The 25619-nt window shown below is 71.4% G+C and carries 21 protein-coding genes; 4 read left to right on the plus strand and 17 right to left on the minus strand.

Features of this window, described 5'->3' with window-relative positions:
• Positions 1-396: 396 nt before the first annotated feature.
• The 16 genes from OG927_RS08340 to rsmH form a co-directional block, all read right to left on the minus strand.
• Positions 397-1575 (minus strand): DivIVA domain-containing protein, encoded by a 1179-nt coding sequence (locus tag OG927_RS08340; protein ID WP_330319919.1) that lies wholly within the window; start codon positions 1573-1575, stop codon positions 397-399.
• A gap of 49 nt (positions 1576-1624) precedes the next feature.
• The gene (locus tag OG927_RS08345) at positions 1625-1921 is read right to left on the minus strand and encodes a YggT family protein (protein ID WP_014045410.1); all 297 of its coding nucleotides are present in this window, start codon (positions 1919-1921) and stop codon (positions 1625-1627) included.
• 91 nt (positions 1922-2012) lie between these two features.
• The gene (locus OG927_RS08350; protein WP_056784116.1) at positions 2013-2624 is read right to left on the minus strand and encodes a cell division protein SepF; all 612 of its coding nucleotides are present in this window, start codon (positions 2622-2624) and stop codon (positions 2013-2015) included.
• A gap of 127 nt (positions 2625-2751) precedes the next feature.
• Positions 2752-3471 (minus strand): YggS family pyridoxal phosphate-dependent enzyme, encoded by a 720-nt coding sequence (locus OG927_RS08355; RefSeq protein ID WP_056784119.1) that lies wholly within the window; start codon positions 3469-3471, stop codon positions 2752-2754.
• A gap of 6 nt (positions 3472-3477) precedes the next feature.
• Positions 3478-4209, minus strand: a complete 732-nt coding sequence (pgeF, locus tag OG927_RS08360) for a peptidoglycan editing factor PgeF (protein WP_372450643.1) — start codon at positions 4207-4209, stop codon at positions 3478-3480.
• Between the two features lie 17 nt (positions 4210-4226).
• Positions 4227-5441 (minus strand): cell division protein FtsZ, encoded by a 1215-nt coding sequence (ftsZ, locus tag OG927_RS08365; protein ID WP_056784125.1) that lies wholly within the window; start codon positions 5439-5441, stop codon positions 4227-4229.
• Positions 5442-5717: 276 nt separating this feature from the next.
• Positions 5718-6512, minus strand: a complete 795-nt coding sequence (locus OG927_RS08370; protein WP_056784128.1) for a cell division protein FtsQ/DivIB — start codon at positions 6510-6512, stop codon at positions 5718-5720.
• A 49-nt stretch (positions 6513-6561) separates the two neighbouring features.
• The gene (gene murG / locus OG927_RS08375) at positions 6562-7656 is read right to left on the minus strand and encodes an undecaprenyldiphospho-muramoylpentapeptide beta-N-acetylglucosaminyltransferase (RefSeq protein WP_056784131.1); all 1095 of its coding nucleotides are present in this window, start codon (positions 7654-7656) and stop codon (positions 6562-6564) included.
• A 6-nt stretch (positions 7657-7662) separates the two neighbouring features.
• The gene (gene ftsW, locus OG927_RS08380) at positions 7663-9132 is read right to left on the minus strand and encodes a putative lipid II flippase FtsW (protein ID WP_206431833.1); all 1470 of its coding nucleotides are present in this window, start codon (positions 9130-9132) and stop codon (positions 7663-7665) included.
• A gap of 116 nt (positions 9133-9248) precedes the next feature.
• Positions 9249-10691, minus strand: coding sequence for a UDP-N-acetylmuramoyl-L-alanine--D-glutamate ligase (gene murD, locus OG927_RS08385; RefSeq protein ID WP_330319920.1), 1443 nt, complete (start codon positions 10689-10691; stop codon positions 9249-9251).
• Positions 10673-11743, minus strand: a complete 1071-nt coding sequence (gene mraY / locus OG927_RS08390) for a phospho-N-acetylmuramoyl-pentapeptide-transferase (protein WP_056784138.1) — start codon at positions 11741-11743, stop codon at positions 10673-10675. Before mraY ends, murD begins: the two co-directional genes overlap by 19 nt.
• Positions 11740-13161: a UDP-N-acetylmuramoyl-tripeptide--D-alanyl-D-alanine ligase gene (locus OG927_RS08395; protein WP_330319921.1), complete on the minus strand. Its 1422-nt coding sequence runs from the start codon at positions 13159-13161 to the stop codon at positions 11740-11742. The genes mraY and OG927_RS08395 overlap by 4 nt, the downstream gene beginning before the upstream one ends.
• A gap of 4 nt (positions 13162-13165) precedes the next feature.
• Positions 13166-14896: a UDP-N-acetylmuramoyl-L-alanyl-D-glutamate--2,6-diaminopimelate ligase gene (locus OG927_RS08400; RefSeq protein ID WP_079099544.1), complete on the minus strand. Its 1731-nt coding sequence runs from the start codon at positions 14894-14896 to the stop codon at positions 13166-13168.
• Between the two features lie 15 nt (positions 14897-14911).
• Positions 14912-16915: a peptidoglycan D,D-transpeptidase FtsI family protein gene (locus OG927_RS08405; RefSeq protein WP_124282620.1), complete on the minus strand. Its 2004-nt coding sequence runs from the start codon at positions 16913-16915 to the stop codon at positions 14912-14914.
• 4 nt (positions 16916-16919) lie between these two features.
• Positions 16920-17420, minus strand: coding sequence for an FtsB family cell division protein (locus OG927_RS08410; protein WP_056784152.1), 501 nt, complete (start codon positions 17418-17420; stop codon positions 16920-16922).
• A 49-nt stretch (positions 17421-17469) separates the two neighbouring features.
• Positions 17470-18435, minus strand: a complete 966-nt coding sequence (rsmH, locus tag OG927_RS08415) for a 16S rRNA (cytosine(1402)-N(4))-methyltransferase RsmH (protein ID WP_056784155.1) — start codon at positions 18433-18435, stop codon at positions 17470-17472.
• Positions 18436-18843: 408 nt separating this feature from the next.
• On the opposite strand from rsmH, the gene OG927_RS08420 reads away from it, so the two are divergent.
• The 4 genes from OG927_RS08420 to OG927_RS08435 all read left to right on the plus strand — a co-directional run bounded on the left by OG927_RS08420 (position 18844) and on the right by OG927_RS08435 (position 24435).
• Positions 18844-19407, plus strand: a complete 564-nt coding sequence (locus OG927_RS08420) for a beta-class carbonic anhydrase (RefSeq protein ID WP_056784158.1) — start codon at positions 18844-18846, stop codon at positions 19405-19407.
• Positions 19408-19616: 209 nt separating this feature from the next.
• Complete coding sequence (locus OG927_RS08425; protein ID WP_056784162.1) at positions 19617-20663, plus strand: AAA family ATPase; 1047 nt, start codon at positions 19617-19619, stop codon at positions 20661-20663.
• Entirely contained in the window at positions 20663-22015 is a 1353-nt protein-coding gene (locus OG927_RS08430; protein WP_056784164.1) for a DUF58 domain-containing protein, read from the plus strand. Before OG927_RS08425 ends, OG927_RS08430 begins: the two co-directional genes overlap by 1 nt.
• Complete coding sequence (locus OG927_RS08435) at positions 22012-24435, plus strand: transglutaminase TgpA family protein (protein WP_056785880.1); 2424 nt, start codon at positions 22012-22014, stop codon at positions 24433-24435. The genes OG927_RS08430 and OG927_RS08435 overlap by 4 nt, the downstream gene beginning before the upstream one ends.
• 774 nt (positions 24436-25209) lie before the next feature.
• On the opposite strand, the gene OG927_RS08440 is transcribed toward OG927_RS08435, so the two are convergent.
• Entirely contained in the window at positions 25210-25617 is a 408-nt protein-coding gene (locus OG927_RS08440; RefSeq protein WP_056784168.1) for a DUF3040 domain-containing protein, read from the minus strand.
• Between the last annotated feature and the right edge of the window lie 2 nt (positions 25618-25619).

Below are 25619 nucleotides of genomic sequence, written 5' to 3' on the forward strand. Positions count from 1 at the left end.
GCGGGCCGCTTCTGTGTCCGGCACGGGAGGGACCCACTTCCAGCTCCCGCCCGGCGGACTCCGGGCTCCCGGCCGCGAGACGCGCCCCGCCCTACCGCCACGCCCCCGCGAGACGCGCCCTCCCCCTCCGAGCGCCCTCCACCTCCGCTCCCGGCCTGTCCGGAGCGACCCCCTCCCGTCCCTCCCGCACAAGAGGCAAGCCCTTCACACCCTCCGGCGATCGAGGAGCGGAGGCCGGAGCCCCGGTTCCGGGAACAGGCGGGACGGGGGCCAACTGGGCCCCGGTCAGCGGCCCCCAGTCGCGAGGACACGCGAAAAGGGCCGGGCCCCGGGGAGAAACCCCGGGGCCCGGCCCTTTGCCTGCCGACGGCTACGCGCTCAGCGAGCGCGAACCGCTCAGTTGTCGTCCTCGTCGATCAGGAACCCGCGCATCGGCGAAGGCGCCTGCTGCATCGGCTGCGGAGCCTGCGGCCGCACCGGCGCCATCGGCTGCGTCATGGCGGGCGACATCTGCTGCTGGCCACCGTAGGACGGTCCGCCCATGGACGGGTTGCCGCCCATCTGCTGGTTGCCGTGACCACCGTGGTTCGAGCCCATGCCGTGTCCCATCGCACCGGCACCGGCCGGAGCCAGCGAGGGCGACGGCGGCAGCGAAGCGGCGGCAGGGGCACGCGGCGGAGCCAGCGAGTCGTCGGCCTGGGTCTCCAGCTGACGCAGCTGGCTCTCCAGGTAGGACTTCAGACGGGTGCGGTACTCGCGCTCGAAGCCGCGCAGGTCCTCGACCTTGCGCTCCAGCGTCGCGCGGGCCGACTCCAGCGAGCCCATCGCCACACGGTGCTTCTCCTGCGCGTCCCGCTCCAGCGCGTCCGCCTTCGCACGCGCGTCACGCTCGAGGCCCTCGGCACGGCTGCGCGCCTCGCCGACGATCTTGTTGGCCTCGGAACGGGCCTCCGCGATCGCCTGGTCGGCGGTCTGCTGGGCGAGGGAGAGGACACGGGCGGCACTGTCGCCACCGGGGCCCTGACCGGGCTGCTGCATCTGGGGCTGCTGCATCTGCTGCTGTTGCTGCTGCTGTTGCTGCTGCTGCATCTGCTGCATCTGCTGCTGCTGGGCGTGGCCACCCATGGGGCCGCCCATCGGACCGCCCATGGGGCCGCCCTGCATCGGGCCGGGGCCGTGGGGGCCCTGCGGACCGGGACCGTGGCCACCCTGGGGGCCATGGCCGCTGGGACCGGCAGGCAGCTGCGGAGCACCGCCGGGCAGCTGGGGGGGACCCATCTGCGGGGGCTGCTGCTGCTGCTGTACCGGCGGACCAGATATGGCGGCGGGCACGGGGGCGCCGGGCCGATCCTGCTGCTCCGGCGGTTTGCGCATACCCTGCTGTTGCTGGTTCTGCGCGGCCGCACGCGTGGCTGCAGCCAGCTTGGCGCGCAGGTCCTCGTTCTCACGGAGCAGACGGGTCAGCTCCGATTCGACCTCGTCGAGGAAGGCATCGACCTCGTCCTCGTCATAGCCTTCTCGGAGGCGGACGGTCGTGAACTGCTTGTTCCGCACGTCCTCGGGGGTCAGCGGCATCTCTTCTTCACCTCTACGTAGTCGTCGGCAGTCGGCAAGACCGTATCGTTCACACGCTGCTCGCAAGCTTGCCCACGATGTTGAGCAGAATGTAGACGATGATCATCAGAACGAAGAAGGACAGGTCAAGTGCCACGCCCCCGAGACGCAACGGCGGTATGAACCGCCGCAGAAGCTTCAGCGGTGGATCGGTGACAGTGTAAGTGCCCTCGAGAACGACCACCATCGCCTTGCCTGGCTGCCATGAACGTGCGAACTGGAAGACGTAGTCCATGACCAGCCGGAAGATCAGCACGATGAGGAAACACATCAGCGCGATATAGACCACATCCAGTGCGACGCCCATGTCTCGCGCTTCCCTCTCCCCTGGCTCTCGTTAGCTCCGGCCTCCCGGCCGGCACCGGCCTCACGGCCGGGTTGTTCCTGGTGTCGTGTTCTCAGCTCTGGTTGAAGAACCCGCCCTCTGCGATGCGGGCCTTGTCCTCCGCCGTGACATCGACGTTAGCAGGCGACAACAGGAACACCTTCTGCGTCACCCGCTCAATGCTGCCATGGAGACCGAAGACAAGTCCTGCGGCAAAGTCGACAAGTCGCTTCGCGTCCGTGTCGTCCATCTCCGTGAGGTTCATGATCACCGGAGTGCCCTCGCGGAAGTGTTCCCCGATGGTACGGGCCTCGTTGTAGGTCCTGGGGTGCAGCGTGGTGATGCGGTAGGGCTCCCGCTCGGACACGACCTTGGGCATGATCACCGGTGCGTTCTTCTCCATGTTCGGGCGGTCAGGTGTGATGGATGCCACGGGTGCGATTCGGGCGGGTCGTCCGCTTTCCGCCGGGAGCTGAACCGGCTCACGCTGTGCGGGCGGTTGCACCACTCGTACCGGTTCGTCCCTTTCCCGCTCCACCTGATGCGCGGGCTGGTGCCGCCGCCGGTCCCGCTCGGGCTCCGGCTCGGGTTCGAATTCGTCATCGGGGTCGAACCCCGGACCGTCGTACCCATCGTCCTCCACGAGGCCGAGGTAGACCGCCATCTTGCGCATCGCGCCGGCCATGCTCCGAGTCCTCCGCTCTGTGGTGGATCGGCATTCGTGTCACCAAGTGCCCGAGATCCACTCCGGCCTGCCCGCCCGAAGCGGGAATGACCATATTTTCTGCTGTGGTCCGACTTGCTTCGCGACGTTACCCGAGCCGGGGTCGGACTCCGAGTACCGCCGTACCGACGCGTACATGTGTCGCCCCGGCCGCCACCGCGTCCTCGAGGTCCGCACTCATCCCTGCGGAGACCATGTTCGCAGCCGGATGGTTCCCGCGCAGGCGGGATGAGAATTCCATCAGGCGCTCGAACGCGGCCCGTTGGCGGCCCGCGTACGGGCCGGTGAGCGGGGCGACGGTCATCAGGCCGCCGAGCCGGATTCCGGGGGCCGCCTCCACCGCCGCCGCCAACTCCTCGATCGCGTCCGGGGCGACACCGCCCCGGTCCCCGCGCTCGCCGCTCTCCGCGTCCAGGGCGACCTGGATGAGGCAGCCGAGTTCACGTCCGCCCTTCACCGCCGCGGCCGAGAGGGCGGATACGAGCTTGGCGCGGTCCACCGACTGCACCACATCGGCATAACCGGCCACGGAACGGACCTTGTTCGTCTGCAACTGTCCGACAAAGTGCCATGTGAGCGACAGATCCGCACACGCTACGGCTTTGGGTGCTGCGTCCTGGTCCCGGTTCTCCGCGACATGGCGCACACCGAGTTCGTGCAGAATCCTCACGTCGCTCGCGGGATACGTCTTGGTGACCACGATGAGGGTCACTTCGTCCCGTTCGCGGCCCGCCGAGGCGCAGGCGGACGCGATGCGTTCTTCCACCTGTGCGAGGTTTGCGGCGAGTTGAGCCCTGCGTTCCGTCATGCCCTCTCAGTCCAACCAGACGTATCCGGCCAGCCGACCCGTGGTGCGGTCGCGGCGGTAGGAGTAGTGGTCGCCCGATTCCAGGGTGCAGAACGACGAGCTGTGCCGGTCGCCGACCCCGAGGCCGTCGAGCTGGGCGTGCACCCCGGCGGTGACGTCCACCGCCGGTGTCCCCCAGCTGGTCTCCGACCACGAGGCCGGGACGGACCGGGAGACCTCGGCGCGCATCTCCTCCGGGACCTCGTAGCACCGTCCGCAGACGGCCGGCCCGGTGTGCGCGACGATGCGCGAGGGTTGGGCACCGAGCGCGATCATGGCCTCGACGGCGGCCGGCACGACGCCCGCGACCAGCCCCGGCCTGCCCGCGTGGACTGCCGCGACCACACCGGCCGTCGGGTCGGCGAGCAGTACGGGGGTGCAGTCGGCGGTCAGCACCGCGAGCGGAAGTCCGCGCCGGGCCGTCACCACCGCGTCCACGGCGGGGATGTCGACGTCGTCGCCCCAGGGCCCGTCCACGACGGCCACCTCGCGCCCGTGCACCTGGTTCATCCAGACGACCCGCGCCGGGTCCAGGCCGAGCCCCGCCGCGGCGCGTTCGCGGTTCGCACGGACGGCGGCGGGGTCGTCACCGACCGCGCCGCCGAGGTTGAGTTCCCCGTACGGAGCGGCGCTCACTCCGCCCCACCTGTCGGTGAAGGCGAAATGGGCGCCACCCGCCGAAGATTCCGCGGTCTTCACCGCGTGCTGCCGACCTATCACTTCAAGAAGTCCGGTACGTCCAGCTCTTCGGCCTGGGAGTCCTGGTAGGGACGAGCCGTCGGGACGTGCGGAGGGGAGACCGGCGGCAGCGAGCTCTCGTTCGCCGCCGGCACCGGCTCGGCCGGTGCCTGGGTCTCCTCACGCGGGGGCACGGAGCCCAGCGTGCTCGCCTGGCGCACCGGCTCCGCGTTCCGCGCCGACGGTGCCGGCTCCTCGCGCTTGCCGGCGCCCACCCCGAGGACGGTCTCGCGCCGGGTCGGCGGCTGTCCGCCGTCGAAGCCCGCCGCGATCACGGTGACCCGCACCTCGTCGCCCAGCGCGTCGTCGATGACCGCGCCGAAGATGATGTTCGCCTCCGGGTGGGCCGCCTCGCTCACCAGCTGTGCGGCCTCGTTGATCTCGAAGAGACCGAGGTCGCTGCCGCCGGAGATGGAGAGCAGGACACCGCGGGCGCCGTCGATGGACGCCTCCAGGAGCGGCGAGGAGATCGCCATCTCCGCGGCGGCCACCGCGCGGTCGTCGCCGCGGGCCGATCCGATGCCCATGAGCGCCGATCCGGCCTCGGACATGACCGACTTGACGTCGGCGAAGTCGAGGTTGATCAGACCCGGGGTCGTGATGAGGTCGGTGATGCCCTGGACACCCGAGAGCAGTACCTGGTCGGCCGACTTGAACGCGTCGAGCACGCTGACCTGGCGGTCCGAGATGGACAGCAGCCGGTCGTTGGGAATGACGATGAGGGTGTCGACCTCTTCGCGGAGCTCGGCGATGCCGTCCTCCGCCTGGTTCGCGCGTCGCCGGCCCTCGAAGGTGAACGGGCGGGTGACCACACCGATCGTCAGGGCGCCGAGCGAACGGGCGATGTTGGCGACGACGGGTGCGCCGCCGGTGCCGGTGCCGCCGCCCTCTCCGGCGGTGACGAAGACCATGTCGGCCCCCTTGAGGACCTCTTCGATCTCCTCACGGTGGTCCTCGGCCGCCTTGCGGCCGACGGCCGGGTTCGCCCCGGCGCCGAGGCCCCGGGTGAGCTCACGGCCGACGTCGAGCTTGACGTCGGCGTCGCTCATCAGCAGTGCCTGCGCATCGGTGTTGATCGCGATGAACTCGACGCCCTTGAGGCCGACCTCGATCATTCGGTTGATGGCATTGACACCACCGCCGCCGACACCGATGACCTTGATGACTGCGAGGTAGTTCTGCGGTGCTGCCACGTCGAAGGCCTCTCGCCTCGAGTTACGTGTCGTCGCTTCGCGGTAGTCCCGCCGCGACGACGGATGCCGATTGGGGCGGTCCGGACGCCGACCCGAACCCTAACGTTGAAGTTTAGGGTTACCAGTGTGTCTGCTTCTCGGACTCTTCCGAACAGGACACTAAGTCGACAAGTGGCGCACGTTCAACGAACACGCCGAACCTCCCGTTTTTCTTTTCACCCTATGTGATCACCCGTAGCGCTGACCAACCAGGGTGCTGGCCAGGCCGAATACGCGTCAACTCTTCGATGCCGCCGGGGCGGTGGGTGCGCTCACGTCGAAGTGCCCCGCTTTGGGCGAGGCTTTCATGAGAGCGGCGAGGACCCGCGCCTTCACGGGCCCTTCTTCACCACTGCCCCACATCACGGTCCGCCCCCGGCTCAGGTCCAGGACGACGGAGTCGTACGACGTGATCCGTACAGCCTCGGTCTCCCCGGCCAGCTTTTCGGGAAGGTCGCCCGCGACGTCGACCGCTTCCTGCAACAGACGGTCACCGCCGAAGCGCCGCAGACTCGCCGACCGGTCGGCGTCGAGCTTCAACAGAGGTACGTGCCGGGGCGCTTCGTCCACCGTGGCGAAGCGCACGCCCTTCGCGTCCACTTCAACGAACTTTGCACCTTTTTTCACCAGCAGAACCGGCTGCCGCTCGGTCACTTTAAGGCCGATACCGTGCGGCCATGACCGTACGACATCCACGGAGTCGATACGCGGCAACTTTTGGCGCAGTCCGTCCGCCATGGCGTCGAGGTCCACGGAGACCAGCGGAGCCCCGACCGGGGCCGCCGCCGCGGCCTCCACCTCGGCCCGGGTCAGGACATCGGTCCCGCTGACCGTCACCCGCTCGACCCGCAGCCAGGAGGAGCCGTAGAGCACCCAGACGGCACCCGCGGCGACCAGCACCACGACGACCGCGGCCAGGATCAGTCGCACGCGGCCGGTCAGCCGCCGTTCACCCGGGTCGATGTGCGGCGGGCGGGCCGGGGTGTCGGCCCGCTTGGCTGCGCCGCGCTGGGCGGTCGTCGGTCCGGCCACGCTCGCTCCTTCGCCGGACCCGGGGCACGCGCCCCGGGTCCGCACCGCCTCACGCCTGGCGGCGTGCGGCAATCGCCTCGTACACCATGCCGACGAGCAGGTCGTCGGCGTCCCGTCGCCCGAACTCCGCGGCGGCCCTGGACATCTCGTACAGCCGGTGCGGATCCGCCAGCACCGGGAGGACGTTGCCCTGCACCCACTCCGGGGTGAGAGCGGCGTCGTCCACCAGCAGCCCGCCGCCCGCGTTGACCACCGGCTGGGCGTTGAGCCGCTGTTCGCCGTTGCCGATCGGCAGCGGTACGTAGGCGGCGGGCAGCCCGACGGCGGTGAGCTCGGCGACGGTCATCGCGCCCGCGCGGCAGAGCATCATGTCGGCCGCGGCGTACGCGAGGTCCATCCGGTCCACGTACGGTACCGGGATGTAGGGCGGCATCCCGGGCATGTTGTCGATACGCGGCAATTCGTTCTTCGGGCCGACCACGTGCAGGATCTGGATGCCGGACCGCTGCAGCAGCGGTGCGACCCGCTGGACCACCTCGTTGAGGTGGCGGGCGCCCTGCGAGCCGCCGGAGACCAGCAGCGTCGGCAGGTTGGGGTCGAGGCCGAAGGCGGCACGCGCTTCCGGACGGACCCGGGCCCGGTCGAGGGTGGCGATGGTGCGGCGCAGCGGGATGCCGATGTAGCGGGCACCGCGCAGCTTGCTGTCGGGGGTGGAGACCGCGACCCCGTGGGCGTACCGCGAACCGATCTTGTTGGCCAGGCCCGGCCGGGCGTTGGCCTCGTGGACGACGATCGGGACCCCCGCGCGCTTGGCGGCGAGGTAGCCGGGCAGAGCGACGTAGCCGCCGAAGCCGACCACGCAGTCCGCCTTGGTGCGCTCCAGGATCTGCTCGGCCGCCTTGATCGTGCCGCGCAGCCGGCCCGGGACGGTGATGAGCTCGGGCGTGGGTTTACGGGGCAGCGGCACGGCAGGGATCAGGGCGAGTTCGTACCCCCGCTCGGGTACGAGCCTGGTCTCGAGTCCGCGTTCCGTGCCGAGGGCAGTGATTCCCACGGTCGGGTCCTGCCTGCGCAGGGCGTCTGCGAGGGCGAGCGCGGGCTCGATATGGCCGGCAGTCCCCCCACCGGCGAGTACGACATGCACCGAAATTCACCGCTCTCCGGACGGACGCTTCGTGACGCGCCGTCTCATCGTCTTCCATCTGACCCCGGGCCTCCGCATGGCCAGGGCCGCTTTCGCCGCGGGATCCTCTCGCGCGAAGGCGATCATGAGCCCGACCGCGAACATGGTCGGCAGCAGGGCCGACCCTCCGTAGGAGAACAGCGGGAGCGGGACACCGGCGATCGGCAACAGGCCGAGCACCGCACCGATGTTGATCACGGCCTGCGCCGTGATCCAGGTGGTCACGCCTCCCGCTGCGTACCTGACGAAGGGGTCCTCCGTGCGTCCGGCCACGCGGATACCCGCATAGCCTAGAGCCGCGAAGAGGGCGAGTACCGACAGCGTCCCCGCCAGACCCAGTTCCTCCCCGGTGATGGCGAAGATGAAGTCGGTGTGGGGCTCGGGGAGTTGACCCCATTTTTCCACACTTGCCCCCAGCCCGGAACCGAACCATCCGCCGGATGCCAGCGCGTAGATTCCGTGAACGGCCTGCCAGCACGAGTCGCCCGGGCCCGGTTCGGACGCGCCGATGCAGCCGAGCCGCGACATCCGGTTGGGGCTGGTCTTGATGAGCAGGAAGCCGATGAGGCCCGCGAAGGCGAGCACCCCGGCGAAGAGCCTGGTGGGGGCGCCGGCCAGCCAGAGCAGACCGAACAGGATCGCGGTGAGGATGATCGCCGTTCCCATGTCGCCGCCGAGCATGATCAGTCCGAGCAGCATGAAGGCGACGGGCACGAGCGGCACGAGCATGTGCTTCCACTGCGTCAGCAGGCGCTTGTCCTGTTTGCGGGCGAGCAGGTCCGCGCCCCACAGGACGAGGGCGAGCTTGCCGAACTCGCTGGGCTGCAGTTGGAAGGGGCCGCCCAGGTAGATCCAGTTCTGGTTGCCGTTGACCGACATCCCTATCCCGGGGACCTGGACCAGGACCATCAGGAAGACCGTGCCCGTGAGCAGCGGGTAGGCGAGCGCCCGGTTGAGCTTCACCGGCATGCGCGAGGCGAGCAGCATCAGTCCGGCGCCGATCACGGCGGCGAGGAACTGCTTGCGGAAGAAGTAGGTGCCGGGCTTGGCGAGCTCCAGGGCCTTGATCATCGAGGCTGAGTAGACCATCACGAGGCCGAGCACGGTGATCAGGAGGCTGGACCCGAGGATCAGGTAGTAGGCGGTCAGAGGGCGGTCCCAGGCCCTGCGTGCCCGCTCGTACATCCGCCGCACCCCGGCGCCCCTGGGCGGCCGGGGGGCCGTGCTCCGGCCGCCCCCTCCTCCGCGGGGCGCGGCGGGCCGCCGGGCGCCGGTGGCCGGGCGGTTCCGCAGGACGAGTCCCGCGGGCTCCGCACGGCCTGCGGGGCCTGCCGGGAGCGGTCCGGCGAGCAGGGGCGGGGTGAACGCCCGGCTGATCGCCGCTCCCGCCCGTGAGCGGTCCGCTCCGCGCGCGGCTGAGCTCTCGTCGGCCGGCATTGTCGCTGTCCCCTCCACTGCTCGTGCCCGGGGGTGTCGCCGGGGCCCGGGGGGGCCGCGGCGGTGCCGCTCGCGTCCCGGTGACCCGGTACGGTACGGCGCGGAGACCGGGCCCGTCAGGCGCTCTCGTCGGCGAGACGGCGGACCGCGTCCGCGAACGCCTCGCCCCGCTTGTTGTAGTTGACGAACATGTCCATCGAGGCACACGCGGGTGCCAGCAGGACGGTGTCGCCCGGCAGGGCGAGCCGTGCCGCCTCCCCGACCGCTGCGGACATCGCACCAGTGTCGGTCCGGTCGAGGTCGACCACCGGTACCTCGGGGGCGTGTCGCGCCAGGGCTTCGCGGATCAGGGCGCGGTCGGCGCCGATCAGCACGACGCCCCTCAGCCGCTCGGCCGCCCCGGTCACCAGTTCGTCGAAGGTCGCGCCCTTGGCGAGGCCGCCCGCGATCCAGACGATCGGGTCGTAGGCCGCGAGGGAGGCCTCGGCGGCATGGGTGTTGGTCGCCTTGGAGTCGTCGATGTAGGTGACGCCGTCGACGTCCGCGATGTGCTCGATGCGGTGGGCGTCGGGGCGGAAGGCCCGCAGCCCGTCGCGCACGGCCGTCGGCGGTACGCCGTAGGCGCGGGCGAGCGCCGCCGCGGCCAGGGCGTTGGCGATGTTGTGCGGTGCGGGCGGATTGACGTCGGCGACCTCGGCGAGCTCCTGGGCCTGCTTCTGCCGGTTGGTCACGAAGGCCCGGTCGACGAGGATGCCGTCGACCACGCCGAGCTGCGAGGGACCCGGAGTGCCGAGGGTGAACCCGATGGCGCGGCAGCCCTCCTCGACGTCGGCCTCGCGCACCAGGTCCTCGGTCGCGCCGTCCTGCGCGTTGTAGACGCAAGCGACGCTGTTGCCCTCGTAGATCCGGCCCTTGTCGGCCGCGTAACCGGCCATGGAGCCGTGCCAGTCGAGGTGGTCCGGAGCCAGGTTGAGGACGGCCCCGGAATGGGCGCGCAGCGAGGGCGCCCAGTGCAGCTGGTAGCTGGACAGCTCGACGGCGAGCACGTCGTACGTCTCGTCGCCGAGCACCGCGTCCAGCAGGGAGACCCCGATGTTGCCGACCGCGGCGGTGCGCAGACCGGCCGCTTCGAGGATCGAGGCGAGCATCCGCACGGTCGTGGTCTTGCCGTTGGTCCCGGTGACCGCGAGCCAGGGTGCCGGCTCCCTGCCGTCCTGCCCCCGCAGCCGCCAGGCGAGTTCGACGTCGCCCCAGACGGGGACGCCCGCCTCGGCGGCTGCCAGGAAGAGCGGCTTGTCGGGCTTCCAGCCGGGAGCCGTGACGACGAGCTCGGTGGACTCGGGCAGGGTGGCCCCGTCACCGAGGCGCACGGTGATGCCGAGCGCCTCCAGTTCGGCGGCCTGGGCGCGGGAGCGCTCGTCGTCGCCGTCGTTGACGACGGTGACGCGGGCCCCGCGCTCGTGCAGGGCACGGGCCGCGGGGATGCCGCTGACCCCGAGCCCGGCCACCGTGACGCGCTTGCCCTGCCAGTCCACGTTGCTCACTTCTTGGCTGCCCATCCCGCGTAGAAGAGGCCGAGGCCGACGATCACGCACATGCCCTGGATGATCCAGAAGCGGACCACGACAAGGACCTCGGACCACCCCTTGAGTTCGAAGTGGTGCTGGAGCGGTGCCATCCGGAAGACCCGCTTGCCGGTCATCTTGAACGAGCCGACCTGGATGACCACGGACATGGTGATCATCACGAAGAGGCCGCCGAGGATGGCCATCAGGAACTCGGTGCGGGAGCAGATCGCGAGGCCCGCGAGGGCGCCGCCGAGGGCCAGCGAACCGGTGTCGCCCATGAAGATCTTCGCGGGCGAGGTGTTCCACCACAGGAAGCCGAAGCAGGAGCCCATCAGCGCGGAGGCGACGACCGCGAGGTCGAGTGGATCGCGTACCTCGAAACACGCCTGTGGGTTGGTCAGCGTGGTCGCGTTGGCGCAGGACTCCTGGAACTGCCACAGCCCGATGAAGGTGTACGCGCCGAAGACCATCACCGAGGCGCCGGTGGCCAGGCCGTCCAGACCGTCCGTCAGGTTCACGCCGTTGGACATGGCGAGAATCATGAACAGCGCCCAGACGCAGAACAGCACCGGGCCGATGGACCAGCCGAAGTCCTCGACGAACGAGAGCCGGGTGGACGCCGGGGTGTTGCCCCGGATGTCCGCGAACTGGAGGGAGAGCACGGCGAACGCGACGCCGACGATCAGCTGGCCGGCCAGCTTCGCCTTGGCCCGAAGGCCCAGCGAACGCTGCTTGACGATCTTGATGTAGTCGTCGAGGAAGCCGACGAGGCCCATCCCCGCCATCAGGAACAGGACGAGGACGCCGGAGAAGCGCATCTCCTCGCCGGTGATCACCTTCGCCAGGACGTACGCGATGATCGTCGCCAGGATGAAGGCGATGCCACCCATGGTGGGCGTGCCCTTTTTACTGCCGTGGGTACGCGGGCCGTCGTCCCGGATGAACTGCCCGTAGCCCTTGCGGGCCAGAAGTTTGATCAGCAGCGGAGTGCCGACCAGGGTCAGGAAGAGCCCTATGGCTCCCGCGAAGAGGATCTGCCTCATCGGACGGCGACCTCACCCTCGGTCGCGTTATCCAGCAGTGCCAGGGCGACCCTCTCCAGGCCGACCGACCGGGACGCCTTCACCAGCACGACGTCTCCCGGGCGCAGTTCACTGCGCAACAGGTCGACGGCCGCCTCTGCGTCGGACACGTGCACCGACTCCTCACCCCACGAACCCTCGTTGTATGCGCCCAGTTGCAGCCAGGAGGCTTCTCTGCCCCCGACAGCGACGAGCTTGCTGACGTTGAGCCGGACGGCGAGCCGTCCGACGGCGTCGTGCTCGGCGAGCGACGCGTCACCGAGCTCGGCCATCTGACCGAGCACCGCCCACGTGCGCCCCCCGTCTGCCCGTCGGGCCTTGCCCATGGCGGCCAGCGCACGGAGTGCGGCTTTCATGGATTCGGGGTTCGCGTTGTAGGCGTCATTGACGACCGTCACACCGTCCGGACGCTCGGTGACCTCCATGCGCCAGCGGGAGAGGGTGCCCGCCTCGGAGAGCGCCTCGGCGATCTCAGTCACGGACATGCCCAACTCATGGGCGACGGCGGCCGCGGCGAGCGCGTTCGACACGTGGTGCTCACCGTACAGGCGCAAGGTCACGTCGCTGCACCCGGTGGGTGTGTGGAGCGCGAAAGCGGGCCGGCCCTCGTCCGTGAGCCGGACGTTCTCTCCCCGTACGTCCGCATCCGGGGCCTCTCCGAAGAGGAGTACCCGGGCTTTTGTACGGGACGCCATGGCCCGCACGAGCGGGTCGTCGGCGTTGAGGACGGCGAGACCGTCCTCGGGCAGGACCTCCACGAGCTCGCCCTTCGCCTGGGCGATCGCCTCGCGGCTGCCGAACTCCCCGAGGTGGGCGCTGCCGACGTTGAGGACCAGACCGATCCGCGGAGGCGTCAGGTCGGCGAGGTAGTGGATGTGGCCGATGCCCTTCGCGCCCATCTCCAGCACCAGGTGGCGGGTTTCCGCCGTGGCGCGCAGCGCGGTGAGCGGCAGACCGATCTCGTTGTTGAGGGAGCCGGGCGTCCAGACCGTGGGCGCCCGGCGCTCCAGGAGCTGGGCGATCAGGTCCTTCGTGGACGTCTTGCCGGCCGATCCGGTCAGCGCGACGACGGTCGTGCCGAGGCGTTCGACGGCGGCGCGTGCGAGGGCGCCCAGCGCGGCCACGACGTCGTCGACGACGATCGCCGGGACTCCGACGGGGCGGGAGGCGAGCACGGCCACCGCGCCCGCCTCGACGGCGCGCTGCGCGTAGTCGTGGCCGTCGACCCGCTCACCCGCGAACGCGGCGAAGAGCGAGCCCTGCCGCACCTCCCGGGAGTCGATGACGACGGGGCCGGTGACGACGGCGGACGGGTCCGGAACGTCGTGCGGCTGCCCACCGACGATTCCGGCGATCTCGGCGAGGGAAAGGGGGATCACTTGGTCATCCCTGACTGTTGTTCTCGTGGGTGTGTACGCGGTCCTCCGGGGCGTGCACGGCGCGCGTGCGACCCAGGGAGCGCTCGATGGCCTCGCGCAGGACCTCGCGGTCGTCGAAGGCGCGAACGACTCCGTGGATGTCCTGCCCCTGCTCGTGTCCCTTTCCGGCCACCAGCACGGTGTCGCCGGGCTCCGCCCGGGCGACCGCGGCGGCGATGGCCGCGGCCCGGTCGGCGTCCACGAGCACGTCACCGCGCTCGTGGACGGGCACCTCGGCGGCGCCGGCGAGCATCGCGGCGAGGATCGCCAGGGGGTCCTCGGAGCGGGGGTTGTCGGACGTCAGCACGGCGGTGTCGGCGAGCCTGGCCGCGGCGGCGCCCATCGGGCCGCGCTTGGTCGTGTCGCGGTCGCCGCCGCAGCCGAGCACGATGTGCACCCGGCCCTCGGTGACCTTCTGCAGGGAGCGCAGGACGGATTCGACGGCGTCGGTCTTGTGCGCGTAGTCGACGACCGCGAGGTACGGCTGTCCGGCGTCGACGCGTTCCAGCCGCCCGGGGACACCGGGGACGGACGCGACGCCGTCCGCGGCGGTCTGCGGGTCGATACCGGCGACGGCCAGGGTGACGATCGCGGCGAGGGTGTTGGCGACGTTGAACGGGCCGGGCAGCGGGGCCCTGGCGGTGATCCGCTCGCCCTTGGGGCCGATCACGGTGAAGCGGCTGTCCCGGGGCCCGACTTCGACGTCGTCGGCCCGCCAGTCGGCGTCCGGGTGGCCTTCGGCGGAGAAGGTGACGACCGGGACGGACGCCTCGTCGACCAGCCTGCGGCCGTACTCGTCGTCGAAGTTGACGACCCCGAGCCTGCTGCGCCGCGGGGTGAACAACTGCGCCTTCGCCTGGAAGTAGTCCTCCATCCCGGAGTGGAACTCCATGTGCTCCGGGCTGAGGTTGTTGAACACGGCGACGTCGAAGACACAGCCGTCGACGCGGCCGAGCACCAGGGCGTGGCTGGAGACCTCCATGGCGACCGCCTCGACGCCGCGCTCGCGCATGACGGCGAACAGGGCCTGGAGATCGGTCGCTTCCGGGGTGGTGCGCTCCGACTTGATGCGCTCGTCGCCGATGCGCATCTCGACGGTGCCGATCAGCCCGGTGCTGCGACCGGCGCCGCGCAGCCCGCCCTCGACGAGGTAGGCCGTGGTGGTCTTGCCGGAGGTCCCGGTGATGCCGATCTGCAGGAGCCCGATGCCGGGCCGCCCGTAGATCTCCGCGGCGATGTCGCCCATACGGCCGCGCGGGTCCTCGGTGAGCAGCACCGGGAGGCCGGTGGCGGCGGCGCGGTCGGCCCCTGCCGGGTCGGTGAGGATCGCGGCCGCGCCGAGGCCTGCGGCCTGGGCGGCGAAGTCGGCGCCGTGGAAGCGGGCGCCGGGCAGAGCCGCGTACACGTCACCGGGGCGCACGGCCCGGGAGTCGTGGGTGATTCCGGTGACCTCACCGGGTTCCTGCGGTCCGGCGCCGAGCCTGGCTGCCAGCTCTCCGAGGGAGGTCGGCCGCAGCCGGTCCGGTCGGGGCGCTCCCGGATAGGTCACAAGCGCGTCCTTCTGAGTGGTTTGGAACTGATCAGCGTGGGGCACGGCGGTGAGCGTACCGGGCCGACCCGGCCTCCCGCGAAGCGAGGGGCCGGGTTTGCGGTACTTCTCGTTCCGGTTCCCGGGATCGGGCGTGATGGTCGTCACTGGGCGTTTCCCGGGTCACTCGCCGGGATCGAAGGACACCGGCAGCCGGGCGGGGTCGCTGCCGGAGGGCGCGGTCTGGAGGGTCTTCAGGGCGAACTCCATGACCTTCTTGTAGATCGGACCGCAGATCTGCCCGCCGAAGTAGCTGCCCTTGGTGGGGTTCTGGATCGCGCAGTAGACGGTGACCTGCGGGTTGTCGGCCGGGGCGAAGCCCGCGAAGGACGCCGTGTAGCCCTTGTAGACGCCGCGTACGGGATCGACGCGGTTGGCCGTCCCGGTCTTGCCCGCGACCCGGTAGCCCTGGATGTGGGCCTTGGTCCCGGTGCCCTCCCGGTCGTCGACCACGGACTCCAGCATCTTCGCCAGGGTCCTGGCCGTCTTCTCGCTGACCACGCGGGTGCGTTCGGGGGCCTCGGACGCCGCGTAGCGGCCGTCGGCCCCCTTGGTGCCGCGGACCAGGGTCGGCTCGATCCTGACGCCGCCGTTGGCGATGGTCTGGTAGACCGACGCGGCCTGCATGGCGTTGAGCGACAGGCCCTGGCCGAACGGGATCGTGTACTGCTGCGAGGTCGACCAGTCCTTGGGCTTGGCCAGGATGCCGGGCGACTCCCCCGGGTAGTCGAGCCCGGTGGTGCTGCCGAGGCCGAATTTGCGCAGGTAGGAGTGCAGGACCTCGTTGGCCTCCGACTGCGTCTTCCCGAGCTGTCCGGTGGCCAGGATGGTGCCGATGTTGCTCGACTTGGCGAGCACCCCGTTGAGCGTGAGGTACCAGGTGGGGTGGTCGATGTCGTCCCTGAACGCCCGGTCCCCGCGCCGCAGCCGGTTGGGGACGGTGACGTGCGTGCCGGGGGTCGCGACCCCCTCCTCCAGCACCGCCGCCATAGACATGACCTTGCTGGTGGATCCGGGCTCGTACACGTCCTGGAGCGCCGCGTTGCCCAGGGCCGCCGAGTTGACCTGCGAGAGGTCGTTCGGGTCGAAGCCCGGGGCGTTGGCCATGGCCAGCACCTCGCCGGTCCTCGTATTCTGGACGATGACGTAGCCGCGGTCCGCCTCGGACTTCTTCACCTGGTCGGCGATGGCCCGCTGGGCCGCCCACTGGATGTCGCGGTCGATGGTCAGCTCGATGTCCGTGCCCTCGACGGCCGGGATCTCCTTGGATCCGGCGGTCGGTACGGGACGGCCTCCGGCCTGGGCGTACCTGATCTTGCCGTTCTCGCCCTGGAGCTGCTTGTTCAGCTGTGCTTCCAGGCCCCCGCCGCCCTTGCCCTCGGCGTTGACGAACCCCAGTATCCCGGCGGCGAGATCACCGTTCGGATAGACCCGCCTGGTGGTCGGCTCCTGAAGGACGCCGGCGAGCACGTTGGCGCCCGGGCCGCCGTCGGCCTTGTCCTCGGCCGCCTTCTCGGCGAAGACGGACTTGAGGTCCTTGATCTGCTTCCAGACCTGCGGGGTCTGCCGGGTGGCCAGCACGGTGTATCGGCTGGCGGGGGCCGACAGCTTCTTCGTCAGCTCCGCCACGTCCTTGTCGAGGATCGGGGCCAGTAGCGCCGCGGCCTGCTGCGGCGCGTCCGGGGCCTTGCTGTCCTCGGGGGTGAACATCTTCGGGTCGGCGGTGATGTTGTGCGCGTCCACGCTGGTGGCCAGGGCGATGCCGCCGCGATCGGTGATCTCCCCGCGTTCGGCCGCGATCGTGTACTCGAGGTAGCGGTTCTTCTCGGCCTTGGCCGCGTACGCGCCGGCGTCGACCGCCTGGACCTGGAGGAGCCGGATGACGAACGCCAGCATGACGAGCGTCAGACAGAGGCTGATCAGGCGCAGGCGCGGGCGCGGGCTGCCGAGCCGGATGGCCTGGGGGGCCCCGCCGCGCGAGCGCCCGTTGCGCGGCCGGCCGGGCGAGGACCCCGGCCGCCCGGATTCCCGGCGTGCGGAGGGCCGTGGCCGCCCGGAGCCGCTCGCGCCACTGCGGGGGCGCGCGGGGCCGGGGACACGGCGGCGCGGCGGTTCCTTGGACGGCACTGCGTCACCTGCCGGGACTCGTCGGGGGCGGAGTGGTGGATGTCGCGGTCGGCGACGGGGCAGCCGCGGAGGGCTCGGCGGGGGCGGTGGTGGCGGCATTCGCCTCAGGTGTGGGCGCGACCGCGGGGGACGGCCCGGCGGTGGCCCGCTCGGGCACCCCGCGGACGGTGCCGTCCGGGTTCAGGAAGGCGGGGTTGCCGCCGGGCACCATGCCGAGCTGCCGGGCGCGCCGCTCCAGCGCGTCCGGCTGGGAGTAGCTGTCGACGTCCCGCTGCAGGGCCTGCTGCTCGTCGGTGAGTTCGGTGGTCTCCCTCTTCAGCTTGCTCAGCTTGAAGGATCCCTCGTTGAGCGCCGAGTTCAGCAGCAGCAGCGAGATCAGGCCACCGGCGAGGAGCAGCACGACCAGCAGGACGAAGGGGGTGCGGGCGGCGGTGCTCGGACCCGCCGGCATCAGCCGGGTGAGCCGGCCGGCCCGCCCCTTCGTCTGCTCGGCCGTCCTGGTCACCGGCCCTCCCCCGCCCTTCCCGGCCTCCGGCCGGCCCGGCGGGGCGCGCTCACCGCTCCTCCGCTCGGATCCGCTGGGCGCCGCGCAGCCGGGCGGGGGCGGCCCGCCGGTTCTCGGCGACCTCCTCCTCGGTGGGCAGTTCGGCGCCGCGGGTCAGCAGCTTCAGACGGGGCTGGTAGCGCTCGGGGACGACGGGCAGTCCGGGCGGCGCGGTGTTGGCCGCGCCGGCCGCGAAGACCTGCTTGACCAGCCGGTCCTCCAGCGAGTGGTACGAGAGGACGGCGATCCGGCCGCCGACGGCGAGACTCTTCACCGCGGCCGGGACGGCCCGCTCCAGGACGGTGAGCTCGCCGTTGACCTCGATGCGCAGGGCCTGGAAGGTCCGCTTGGCCGGATTCCCTCCGGTGCGCTTGGCAGCCTGCGGCAGGGAGTCGCGGATGAGCTCCACGAGGCGGGCGCTGTTGCTGAAGGGTTCCCTCTCGCGCTCGCGTACGACGGCGGAGACGATCCGCTTGGCCTGCTTCTCCTCGCCGTAGGCGCGCAGGATCCGTACGAGCTCGCCCGGCGGGTAGGTGTTGAGCACCTCGGCGGCGCCGATGCCGGTCGTCTGGTCCATGCGCATGTCGAGCGGGGCGTCCTGGGCGTACGCGAATCCGCGGTCCGCCTCGTCCAGCTGCATGGAGGAGACGCCGAGGTCGAACAGGACTCCCTGGACCTCGGGGACCTCCAGCCGGTCGAGGACCTCGGGCAGCTCGTCGTAGACGGCGTGCACCAGGGTGGCCCGGTCGCCGTAGGGGGCGAGGCGCTCGCCGGAGAGCCGCAGCGCCTCCTTGTCGCGGTCCAGCGCGATCAGGCGGACGTCCGGGAAGGCGGCGAGGAGTGCCTCGCTGTGGCCGCCGAGCCCGAGGGTGCAGTCCACGACCACCGGCGGCCGGGGTCCTGTCGCCTCCAGAGCCGGGGCCAGCAGGTCCAGGCACCGCTGGAGCATCACCGGGACATGTCGGGTCTGGCTCAATGCGCCCTCTCAGGCTCTGCCCCGTGTGGCTGCACGTGCGGTCTGGTCCCCGCCCGCTCGGAAGGGGAGGTCCGCCGGCGCCGGGGAAGGGGCGTCGGCCGACCGACGAGCGGGAGAGGGCCGGGCCGCATGTACGCCGCACATCACGGGGAATTCGAAAACATGCGAACTGTGCACAATGTGCGGGCGTGTCGGTAACTTCGCGTCACTTTAGTCCACCCTGCCATTCGATCGATTCCTGATCAACGAACCCGGCAGCGCGTCGCACCACTCGCACGGTCCGGAACGCTCACCCGGGCGGACGCGGGACTGTGAGGCTTGTGGTTTACCTCACAACAAGTCTTGTTGAGGTTCTTTGTCCCCTTCCACAGGACGCCGGGAGACGCCATGACGGTTAACGTCATAGCCATGTCGACTTCCGCGCAGTCCTCCGCCGAGACCGATGCTCCCGTCGCAGGTGCGGCCCGATCCGGAGGGACGGTCACCGACCGGCTCGTCGAGGCGAACGCCCTCTACGCGGGCGAGTTCCGCGATCCCGGTATGGACGCCCGGCCCGTGCTCCGCGTCGCCGTGGTCGCCTGCATGGACGCCCGTCTCGACCTGCACGACGCGCTCGGCCTGGAGCTGGGCGACTGTCACACCATCCGGAACGCGGGCGGTGTGGTCACCGACGACGTCATCCGGTCACTGACCATCAGCCAGCGTGCGCTCGGCACCCGCAGCGTCATACTCATCCACCACACGAACTGCGGCCTCGAGAGCATCACCGAGGAGTTCCGCCAGGAGCTGGAGCACGAGGTCGGGCAGCGGCCCGTGTGGGCGGTGGAGGCCTACAAGGACGCCGACCAGGACGTACGTCAGTCGATGCAGCGCGTGCGCACCTCGCCGTTCCTCCTGCACACGGACGACATCCGCGGTTTCGTCTTCGACGTGACGACCGGTCTGCTGCGCGAGATCCTCCCCGCTTCCTGAAGCTCCGCCCTCCCGTGACTTCGCACCGACATACGCCCCACACCCGGCATTTCGCCCCTGGTTGTCCACAGGCGAGTGACACGAAGCGGTAACGGCAACAAGAATGTGGGTGTGACGGTCTCCGGGTCCTCCGGAGAGTGTCCGTATTTCGGGGCGGTCCGGGCATCTCTGTGCCTCGGCCCGTGCGCAAAAGGGCCGAGGAGGGCCGGGTGACGACCTATGACGATCGAGCGAGCCTCACAGATCTGACCACCACAGCGGAGCGGGTGCGCAGGTCGGTGGAGGGTGTGATCGAGGGCAAGCCTGAGGTCGTACGGCTTTCGCTGACCGTGCTGCTCGCTGAGGGGCATCTGCTGATCGAGGATGTGCCCGGGGTCGGCAAGACGATGCTGGCCAAGGCGCTGGCGCGGTCCATCGACTGCTCGGTGCGGCGTATCCAGTTCACGCCGGACCTGCTGCCTTCGGACATCACCGGGGTGTCGATCTTCGATCAGCAGCGGCGGGACTTCGAGTTCAAGCCCGGGGCGATCTTCGCCCAGATCGTGATCGGCGACGAGATCAACCGCGCGTCGCCGAAGACCCAGTCGGCTCTGCTGGAGTCGATGGAGGAACGCCAGGTCACGATCGACGGCGAGACCTACGAGCTGCCCAATCCGTTCATGGTCGTCGCCACCCAGAACCCGGTGGAGATGGAGGGCACGTATCCGCTGCCCGAGGCTCAGCGCGACCGGTTCATGGCCCGTGTGTCGATCGGCTACCCCAGCGCGGAGGCCGAGCTCCAGATGCTCGACGTGCACGGCGGGGTCTCGCCGCTGGACGACCTGCAGCCGGTGGCGCACGCCCACGACATGGTGAAGCTGATCGACGCGGTGCGCATGGTCCATGTGGCCGAATCCGTGCGGCGGTACGCGGTGGAGCTGGTGGGGGCCACCCGTGGTCACCCGGACCTCAGGCTCGGGGCCTCGCCGCGTGCGACGCTGCACCTGCTGAGGGCGGCCAAGGCCTCCGCCGCTCTCAGCGGGCGCGACTACGCCCTGCCGGACGACGTCCAGGCACTCGCGGTGGCGGTGCTCGCGCACCGGCTGCTGCCGACCGCGCAGGCGCAGCTCAACCGCCGTACGGCCGAGCAGGTCGTGCTGGAGATCCTGCAGCGCACGCCCGTGCCCACGTCGGGCACCTCGGCAGCGCACGCGCCGCCGCAGCAGCAGCCCGGCCGCCCGGTCTACGGCCAGCAGCCCGGCGCACGGCGGCTGTGATGGCGGCCGGAGCGCCCGGCCCCGTGGACGACGGTGACGACAAGGGCGGCCTGCGGGCGGCGCTGAGCGGTCTGACGACACGGGGCCGGTCCTTCCTCGCCGCCGGTGTCGCCGCCGCGGTCTGTGCCTATGTGCTGGGCCAGGGTGACCTGCTGAGGGTCGGACTGCTGCTCGCGGTGCTGCCCCTCGTCTGCGTGACCGTGCTCCACCGCACCCGCTACCGGGTCGCCGGCAGCCGGCGGCTGTCGCCGTCGCGGGTCCCCGCGGGGTCGGAGGCGAGGGTCCATCTGCGCATGGACAACGTGTCCCGGCTGCCCACCGGTCTCCTGATGCTCCAGGACCGGGTTCCGTACGTGCTCGGCCCCCGGCCCCGGTTCGTACTGGACCGGGTGGAGGCGGGCGGCCGGCGTGAGGTGTCCTACCGGGTCCGGTCGGATCTTCGCGGGCGCTACCCGTTGGGGCCGCTGCAGCTGCGGCTGAGCGATCCGTTCGGGATGTGCGAGCTGACCCGCTCCTTCAGCGCGTACGACACCCTCGTCGTCGTGCCCCGCACCGAGGTCCTTCCGACGCTGCGGCTGGCGGGCGAGGCCTCCGGGTACGGCGACGGGAGGCAGCGTTCGCTGGCCCTGGCCGGCGAGGACGACATCATCCCGCGCGGCTACCGGCACGGGGACGACATGCGGCGGGTGCACTGGCGCTCCACCGCACGGTACGGCGAGCTGATGGTGCGCCGTGAGGAGCAGCCTCAGCGGGCCAGGTGCACCGTGCTGCTGGACACCCGGCGCGGCGCGTTCCAGGGGGCCGGGCCGGACTCCGCGTTCGAGTGGGCGGTGTCGGGGGCGGCCTCGGCACTGGTGCACATGCTGGAACGCGGCTTCGCCGTGCGGCTGCTGACGGACGACGGGCACTCCGTGCCGGGCGAGAGTGCCGACGGGTTCGCCGGAGCCGCCCAGGAGTCCGCGGAAGCGGCGGGCCTGATGATGGACGCCCTCGCGGTTGTCGAGCACTCCGACGGGGGTGATCTCTCCGGTGCGTACGACGTCCTGCGCGGGAACAACGAAGGGCTGCTGGTGGCGTTCTTCGGCGATCTCGACGAGGGGCAGACGGCTGTGGCGGCCCGCATGCGGCAGCGCAGCGGTGCCGCCGTCGCGTTCGTGCTCGACGGCGCCGACTGGGCGCGCGGCAGGGACGGAGCCCCTCCGCCGGCTGCCGACCGGCTGCGGCTGCTGCGGGAGGCGGGCTGGACGGCCGTGGCGGTCCGGCCGGGGGCGGATCTCGTCCAGCTGTGGCAGCGGGCGGGCGAGGAGCGCACGGCCGGTGCGACGACAGGTTTCCCCGGGGGATGGTCATGAGCGGGCGTACTCGGCTGGCGCTGTGCGCCTTCGCTGCGACGATGATGACGGCGGGGGCCCTGCTGCCCCTGGTCGAGCCGTCGAAGTGGATCGTGCAGGCGGCCTTCCTGCTGGCGATCCAGGGCGCCGTCGGGGTGCTGGCCCGCCGGGTGCCGCTGGCCCGGATCCTGACGGTCTCCCTGCAACTGCTGGTCACCCTGCTGCTGCTGACCGCGTCGTTCGCCCGGGAGCACGCCCTGTTCGGCGTACTGCCCGGCCCGCAGGACATCCAGCGGCTGGCGGAGCTGCTCACCTCGGGCGCCGACGACGTCAGCAGGTACGACACACCGGCGCCCGCGACGGACGGCATCCGGCTGATGCTGATCGGCGGGGTGCTGCTGATCGGGCTCGCCGTGGACGTCCTCGCGGTGACGTTCCGTACCGCGGCGCCGGCCGGTCTGCCGCTGCTGGCGCTCTACTCGGTCGCGGCCGGGCTCTCCGACGGAGGGGCGGGCTGGGTCTGGTTCCTTCTCGCTGCGTGCGGTTATCTGCTCCTTCTGCTGGCCGAGGGCAGGGAACGGCTGTCCCGGTGGGGGCGGGTCTTCGGCGGTTCCTCGCACTCCCCGGGCGGCCCGGCGTCCGGCATGGACGGACCGTCCGGGCACGCCTTCGCACCGGTCCGCACCGGGCGGCGCATCGGGGCGGTGGCGCTGGGCATCGCACTGGTGGTTCCCGCCGCGCTGCCCGCGCTGGACGGCGGCTTGCTGAGCGGTACGGGCGGCGGCAGCGGCCGGGGCGGCGGCGGAGGCACGATCTCCGCGGTGAACCCGCTGGTCTCGCTGCAGAACAACCTGAACCAGCCGGAGAACCGGGAGGTGATGTCCTACCGCACCAACGCCACGAACCCGCAGGACATGTACCTGCGCATCCTGGCCCTGGACCAGTTCAACGGGAGCGAGTGGCGGCCGTCGACCCGCCGGCTGAGGGATGTGCCGGAGAGGCTGCCGCAGCCGGCCGGCCTGGGCGGGGACGTCGACGTCACCGAGATCAGGACGAACATCTCCGCGTCGGCCTCGTACCAGCAGACGTATCTGCCGCTGCCCTACCCGGCGAGCGAGGTGGACGTCGAGGGCCGCTGGCGGTACGAGCCCGAGGGGCGCACGCTCGTGGGCGACGACGGCCAGACGACGCGCGGTTCCCGGTACGAGGTCGGCAGCCTGGTGGTGGAGCCGACCTCCGGGCAGCTCGCCGGGGCGCCGGCACCCCGTCCGGATCTGGCACGTGAGTACACGCGGGTTCCCGCTTCGCTGCCCGAGGTGGTCCAGGAGACCGCCGAACGGGTGACGGAGGGGGCCTCCAACGACTACGAGCGTGCGGTCGAGCTGCAGGACTGGTTCGCCTCCGGGGGCGGTTTCCGCTACGACACGACGGTGACGTCGGGGACCGGCACGGCGGCCATCGAGCGCTTCCTGAAGGACAGGGAAGGCTTCTGCGTCCACTTCTCGTTCACCATGGCCGCGATGGCCAGGACGCTGGGCATTCCGGCCCGCGTCGCCGTGGGCTTCACACCGGGTACCGCCCAGGCGGACGGTTCCCTGTCCGTGGGCCTGCGGGACGCGCACGCGTGGCCCGAGCTGTACTTCGAGGGCGTGGGCTGGACCCGCTTCGAGCCGACCCCGTCCCGGGGCTCCGTCCCGTCGTACACCCTGCCGGACCTCCCCGAGGAGGGCCCGAGCAGTCCTGCACAGCCGTCGGAGGGTGCCTCCGCGGCGCCCACGGCCGCCCCGTCCGTCTCGGAGACCTGCCCGGATCAGCAGGCGCGCCAGGGTGAGTGCGGTGCGTCGGCTGCGCCCGCACCGGCGGAATCCGGCGGTCCGTGGACCACGGTGAGGACCGTGCTGCTGGTCGGGCTCGGTGCCCTGGTGGTGCTGGCCCTCCCGCTGCTGCCGATGTTCTGGCGGCTGCGGGCCGGCTCGCGGAGGCTGGGCCACTCGGAGGGCCGGACGCCGGCGGACGCCGCGGTCAGGGTCCTGGCCGCGTGGCGGGAGATCACCGACACGGCTTGGGACCACGGCATTCCGCCGGACGAGTCGCAGACCCCCCGCAAGGCGGCGGCGCGCGTCGTGCGGCTGGGGCAGCTCGACGGCACCGCGGCCGCCGCGGTCCATCGGGTGGCGGGGGCGGTGGAGCAGGTGCTGTACGCACCCGAGCCCCGCGCGACCACCGGTCTGTCCGAGGACGTACTGGCCGTCCGGGCGGGACTGCGCGCGGCCACCGGCCGTATGGGACGCCTGCGTGCCACGCTCGCGCCGCGTTCGGCCGTTCGGGTGATCTGGGCGCTGTCGGAACGCCGTGCGGCCCTCACCTCACGGTGGGCGAACCGTCCCGCCCGCGACCGCTGGTCCGCTCGCCTGCGCCGCCCGTCCCGCCAGCGGGGCTGACCCCGCCCCGGCCCGCGCACGTCCCGCCCGGACCGGGCGGGACTGCTCGTCACGAGGCGGTACCGGGCGACGGCCCACCGGTCGCGAGCCCCGCTCCCGGCCGCCCCGCCCGTCACCGGGAGGGGCGGCCGGACGGCCGCCTGCCTGCCTGCCTGCCGCACGGCGCGGGACTCGGGGAAGCCCGGCCCTCCACCCGGCCGGGCACGGGCGAGCAGCTCACCGCTGGGACCGCACGCCCGGCAGCCCGCCCGTCCTGCAGCCCGATCATGGCGGGGCAGCCTCCGGAGGGACTACGCGGCGCGGGCTCGTCCCCCCGTGCCCAGCGTTGCAGCGGCCTTCATCAGGGGCCCTCCCCCGTGCCCGCCGTCGCGGGGCCCGCCCCCCGCCCGCCATCGTAAAAGCGCCTCCGGCAGCCGCTCGCCGCACGGGGCGGGACAGCCCCGCCCCGTCACACGGCCGGCCCCGGGCCGGTCCGCGCACCGCAGGGCCGGTGGGGCAGTGGGCTCGCCGCGGGGCCGGTCGGGGCGGCGTGCTCCTCGCAGGAACCGCTCGGCCCGCGCGTCACGGAGGTCCTGCCCGGTGGCCGGGTTCTCCTGGCGGCGGTCTGCGCCGTCCGGGTGGGCGCGGGGCGGTGGGCGCGCCAAAACGTGAGGGGCGGTCGCATTGCTGCGACCGCCCCTCACGCATGAGGTCCCACGTCACGTGGCCGGAACACGCGGGCCGGACCCGGGTCGGGCGGTGGTGCCCCGCGCCGACCAGGGAACGGTGGTACGTTCATTGGCCCTGTTCGTCGCGGCGGCGCTGCCACCGCTGCTCGATCCGGTTCATCATCGACCGGCGTTGCCTGGGATGTCGGCGTTCGCCGCCGTCCCCGCTCCCGCTCCCTGCCGACTGCTGCTGCTCACCGGGCTTGGGCGCTTTGCGCCACCCGGTGACCGCCAGCACGGCGCAGCCCAGCATGACGAGGAATCCCACCACGCTGATCCAGATCTGCTGGGCGACCATTCCGGCCATGAGGAGCGCGATACCCACCAGAAAACCGGCCACCGCCTGGTAGACCCGTCGCCGGGTGTACCTGCGCAGCCCGCTTCCCTCAAGCGCTGTAGCGAACTTGGGATCTTCGGCGTACAGCGCTCGCTCCATCTGCTCGAGCATTCGCTGCTCGTGCTCCGAGAGCGGCACGG

Source organism: Streptomyces clavifer, assembly GCF_036345975.1.
GTDB classification, from domain to species: domain Bacteria; phylum Actinomycetota; class Actinomycetes; order Streptomycetales; family Streptomycetaceae; genus Streptomyces; species Streptomyces clavifer.